At 68.3% G+C, this 4913-nt stretch carries 6 protein-coding genes; 2 read left to right on the top strand and 4 right to left on the bottom strand.

Annotation, left to right across the window (positions count from 1 at the left end):
* Positions 1-452: 452 nt before the first annotated feature.
* Genes QOC69_RS37045 through mca form a run of 4 tightly spaced genes read right to left on the bottom strand, consistent with a single transcriptional unit; the run spans position 453 to position 3960 of the window.
* Complete coding sequence (locus tag QOC69_RS37045; protein WP_526447997.1) at positions 453-827, bottom strand: nuclear transport factor 2 family protein; 375 nt, start codon at positions 825-827, stop codon at positions 453-455.
* Positions 828-837: 10 nt separating this feature from the next.
* The gene (locus QOC69_RS37040; protein ID WP_526447995.1) at positions 838-2826 is read right to left on the bottom strand and encodes a thioredoxin domain-containing protein; all 1989 of its coding nucleotides are present in this window, start codon (positions 2824-2826) and stop codon (positions 838-840) included.
* Positions 2810-3097, bottom strand: coding sequence for a hypothetical protein (locus tag QOC69_RS37035; protein WP_526447993.1), 288 nt, complete (start codon positions 3095-3097; stop codon positions 2810-2812). Before QOC69_RS37035 ends, QOC69_RS37040 begins: the two co-directional genes overlap by 17 nt.
* On the bottom strand, positions 3094-3960 hold the full coding sequence (gene mca, locus QOC69_RS37030; protein WP_526447991.1) for a mycothiol conjugate amidase Mca: 867 nt from the start codon (positions 3958-3960) through the stop codon (positions 3094-3096). Before mca ends, QOC69_RS37035 begins: the two co-directional genes overlap by 4 nt.
* Positions 3961-4090: 130 nt before the next feature.
* On the opposite strand from mca, the gene QOC69_RS37025 reads away from it, so the two are divergent.
* Positions 4091-4513, top strand: a complete 423-nt coding sequence (locus QOC69_RS37025) for a DUF4307 domain-containing protein (RefSeq protein ID WP_526447988.1) — start codon at positions 4091-4093, stop codon at positions 4511-4513.
* Positions 4514-4725: 212 nt separating this feature from the next.
* Positions 4726-4913 (top strand): GreA/GreB family elongation factor (locus QOC69_RS37020; protein WP_526447986.1); only part of this gene is annotated, 188 nt, incomplete at its 3' end.

Genomic DNA, 4913 nt, shown 5'->3' with positions numbered 1-4913 from the left:
AGCGGTGACTCTTTCGACTGCGTGAGGGTGTTGAGGATGGACGACAACGCGTCCGCGCCCGTCGAGGTGAACGGTGCCAGTGGCTCCGGAATACCGTTGGCCGCCTCTTGCAGGCCCGTAGCCCCAGTCGTCAGCTCTTCCGGATCGACTCTCAACTCGGTCATCGGCGCCCCCGATCACTCAGATCCGAACTGCAAACACCGCGGACCGCCGCCGCTTTCAGCAAATTTTTGGACTGCGCCATCAGAGCTCCCCGAGCCCATCAATTCGCTGAAAGAACGGCGCTCCACTACCTCCAGAAACACGCGAACAGCACCAAGCCGCAAACGGATCGGCACGGCGGCGCATATCGGCATCCCCTCCACAGTTCGTGCAGCAAATGCTACCCGAGCCCCCACCAGCCCGAACGCACGAATTCCGACCTCAGAACTGGGGCCGGGGCCAAAGACACCTCAGAGCTGGGTGATGTTGTCCGGGCCCCAGTAGGCCTTCATCGACGTGATGTTCGCGTCGTCGTCGAAGCTCATCACGCTGATGATCTCGATGCGCATCTTGGCGCCTTCGCCGAGGTCGACGGTGAGCCGCCACAAGAACGCCGCCTCGTGGCCGAGCGCCCGCAGCGTCACCACCTCGGTTTCGGTCTTCGCGCCGAGAACGCCGGCGTAGAAGCCACGAATCGCCTCGCGCCCGATGTGCACCTCGCCACCGGCCGGATCCTCGACGGTCGCGTCGTCCGTGTACAGGTCGGCGATGTCGTCCGTTCGCCCCTCCGCGACCAGTTCGAGATATCTGTGGACGGTCTTGGTGATGTCGTCGGCGCTCGGCATGTGCCGCACGCTACACGGAGACACCCAGTGCGGCAGCGAGTTCCGCCGTAGTCGTGACCGGCAGGTCACACACCCGGCCGCGGCACACGTAGGCCGCGTCGCGGCCACCGATCCGGTCGCGCCCGAGGAGCAGCTCCGAGGAGTCCACGACACCCCCGACCACGACCGCCCCGCCCGGCGCCAACGTCCTGGCCGCCGCCAACAGCTCCGAGTCCGCGGAGTCGCAGGCCACCGCGATCTGGATGGGCCCGCGCACCGCCGCCTCGGCGACCGCCAGCCAATGCCCACCCGACCGCGGCTGCTTGACCAGGAGCGGTGTCGCCGCCGACAGGGCCGCCGATGTCGCAGCGGCATACCGGTCGGCCAACGGGGCCAGATGCGCGGCGAGTTGCAGCGCCTCGGCGATCAAGGCGGCCCCGGACGGCGTCGCGCCATCGATCGGATCGGACGGGCGCACCATCAGCTGCTCGGCATCGTCGGCGGTGTCGAACCACCGGCCCTCGCGGTCGGGGTCGGCGAAGTGGTCCAGTGCGACGTCCAACAGCAACACAGCCGTCTCCAGCCACTGCCCATCGCCGGTCAACTGAAACAACGTCAACAGCCCAGTGGCCAACGCCGCGTGGTCTTCGAGGATCGCCGCGCTGTCGCCGACCCGGCCGCCGAGGCTAGCCCGTCGCAATCGGCCGTCGACCAGGTGCAGCTCGACGATCGCCCGCGCGCACGCCGTTGCCGCAGCCAACAATTCGGGCGCGTCCAACGCCACCGATGCCTCGGCCAGCGCGGTGATCGCGAACCCGTTCCACGCCGTGACCACCTTGTCGTCGCGGCCCGGCTGCGGCCGGACGGCACGCGCGGCCGACAACGCCGCCCGCACCCGGTCGAACCGGTCGCCATCGTCCGGGTCGACCGGCAGCTGCAGCACCGAGCTGCCGTGCTCGAAGGTCCCCGCGTCGGTGACCGCGAACAACCCTGCGGCCCAACGGCCGTCGTCGTCGCCGAGGACGTCGCGCAACTGAGCGGGGGTCCAGACGTAGGTCAGGCCCTCCACGCCGGCGGTGTCGGCGTCCAGCGACGAGGTGAACATGCCGCCCGCCCCGAGCCCGTCGATGATGAACCGCGCCGTCTCACCGGCCACCTTGCGCGCCAACGGGTTTCCGGTCCGTCGCGCCCAGTGCGCGTACGCCCGCAGCAGCAGCGCGTTGTCGTAGAGCATCTTCTCGAAGTGCGGCACCACCCACGACGGGTCGACGCTGTATCGCGCGAAACCGCCCGCGAGCTGGTCGTAGATTCCGCCGCGGGCCATCGCCGTGCAGGTCCGCTCCACCGCATCCAACGACACCCCGGTCCGTTCCCAGCTGCGCAACAACGCCTCCAGCAGCGCCGACGGCGGGAACTTCGGCGCACGCCCGAAACCGCCGCGCGCGACGTCCTCGTCGGCCAGCACGCCCGCCACGGCGTGGTCGCACAGTTCGGACACCAGCGCCGGGCCGCCGCCGGGCAACCCGGAGGCCATCGACCGCAGCTCGCCCGCGATCTGGTCGGAGGCCTGCTCCACCTCGGCGCGGCGGTTGCGCCACGTGTCGTCGACCGCGGCGAGCAGCTGCAGGAACCCGGGCTTCGGGTAGTACGTGCCGCAGAAGAACGGCCGGCCGTCGGGGGTGAGGAAGCAGGTCATCGGCCAGCCACCCTGACCCGTCAGCGCGACCGTGGCGTTCATGTACACCGCGTCGAGGTCGGGCCGCTCCTCACGGTCGACCTTGATGCAGACGAACCCCGCGTTCATCGCCGCGGCGACGTCGTCGTCCTCGAAGGACTCGTGCGCCATCACGTGACACCAGTGGCACGCCGCGTACCCGATCGACAAAAGGATCGGCACGTCGCGGGACGCCGCCTCGGCGAGCGCCTCCGCCGACCACTCTTGCCAGTGCACCGGGTTGTCGGCGTGCTGGCGCAGGTAAGGGCTGGTGGCCGCCCCGAGGGCGTTAGCTCCCTGGCTCACGCCGTGGGGTTCCGTTGTCGGTCACCGCGTCGCCGGGCAGCTCGACGGTGCCGTCGTCGACGGCCTGGTCGGGCTCAGGGTGATCCGGGTCGAACGACTCCGGCAGCTTCTTGAGGTGCCGGTTCATCGACCACACCAGCAGGAACGTACCGATCAGCAGGATCACCACGATGACGAGGCCGAACGGGCTGGCCTTGCCGAAGTCGGGCCCGGTGTCGCGGGGGGTCTCGTCGGCCAGCAGTCCCGCGATCAGCCCCAGCGTGTTGGTCACGGGTCGATCCCGGCGAACAGGTCGTCCTCGGGCAGCTGGACGGGGACGCGGGAGCGGGCCAACTCATACTCCTCGGTGGGCCACAACCGCTGCTGCCATTCGATCGGTGCGGCGAAGAAGTCGCCCTTCGGGTCGATCTGGGTGGCATGCGCGCGCAGCGCGTCATCACGCTGCTCGAAGTACTTCGAGGCCTCGATCCGGGTGGTGACGCGGTGGGCGAAGACGTCGAGCTCGGGATCCCAGTTCTTCAGCCACTTGTCGAACGGGCCCTTGCGGCCGTGCTTGGCGAACTCATCCTGGATGAGCTGCATCCGCTGCCGCAGGAATCCGTGGTTGTAGTACAGCTTCGAGACGTTCCACGGCTCGCCCGCATCGGGATACAACAGATAGTCGCCGGCCGCCTCGTACGCGGCCATCGACACCTGATGGGTCCGGATGTGATCGGGGTGCGGGTAGCCACCGTTCTCGTCGTAGGTGGTCAGCACGTGCGGCTTGAACTTGCGAACGAGCCTGACTAGCGCCTCCGTCGGCTCCTCGAGCGGCACCACCGCGAAACAGCCCTCCGGCAGCGGCGGCAGCGGGTCGCCCTCGGGCAGCCCGGAGTCGACGAAGCCCAGCCAGTGGTGCTCGACACCGAGGATCTCGGCGGCCCTGGCCATCTCGTCGCGGCGGATCTCGTGGATCCGGCCGTGCACATCCGGCAGGTCCATCGCCGGGTTGAGGATGTCCCCGCGTTCACCGCCGGTCAGCGTCACGACCATCACGCGCGCGCCCTCGGCCGCATATCGGGCCGTGGTTGCGGCGCCCTTGCTGGACTCGTCGTCCGGGTGGGCGTGCACCGCCATCAAGCGCAGTTCGCTCAAAACGTGCCTACCTGCTCGTTGTCTCGTCGGGACTCGTACGGACCGTTCCAACAGTCTCGGGTAGTCCTATAGTTCCAGTCCTAGTAGACCGATCCGAACTCAGATCCATCCAAGGGGCGTCACACCGCACATGATCGAGCGTCCCGCCGCCCGTTACGGGCGGCAGCGGCTGTCCACCCGATCCCGGCGACGACTGGCGATCGGCCTCTTCTTGCTTATCGTCGTCATCGGCGTGGTGATCGCGCTCGTCGGTTTCCAGCGCCTCGGCACGGGCGACGTCAAGGGCGAACTCGGCGGCTACCGACTGCTCGACGACGGCACCGCTGAGGTGACCATCTCGGTGACCCGCAAGGACCCCTCCCGCCCGGTCGTGTGCATCGTGCGGGCCCGTTCGATCGACGGCGGCGAGACCGGCCGCCGCGAGGTGCTGGTGCCGCCGTCCTCGCAGGCAACGGTGCAGGTGACGGCCATCGTCAAGACCAGTCAACGGCCGGTGGTCGGCGACGTATACGGCTGCGGAACCGACGTTCCGGCCTACCTCGTGGCGCCCTGACGAATCGCCCGTCGAGCGTCCACCGAACGAACGTCGAAAAGCCAATACGTAAAGATCTGCCGACGCGGCGGTGGTAGCATGGTTGGATACACGGTTCCTGGATGGAGCCGTGTATTGCTGCTTTAACGCGCGGGTATGCGCTTGCGATCGCGGCATTTGGGGAACTTTCTTACGCCAAGAGCGCGAGACGACGACGACAGGAGCGCGACGACATGACCGACACTCAGGTCACCTGGCTCACCCAGGAAGCACACGATCGGCTGAAGACGGAACTCGACCAGCTGATTGCGAACCGCCCCGTCATCGCCGCGGAGATCAACGACCGACGCGAAGAGGGCGACCTCCGCGAGAACGGCGGCTACCACGCGGCGCGCGACGAGCAGGGCCAGCAGGAGGCCCG

Origin of the sequence: Mycobacterium sp., assembly GCF_032162105.1 — a bacterium.
GTDB lineage: Bacteria > Actinomycetota > Actinomycetes > Mycobacteriales > Mycobacteriaceae > Mycobacterium.
The sequence above is the reverse complement of the archived record's forward strand: the minus strand, read 5'-3'. Positions and strand labels throughout refer to the sequence as shown.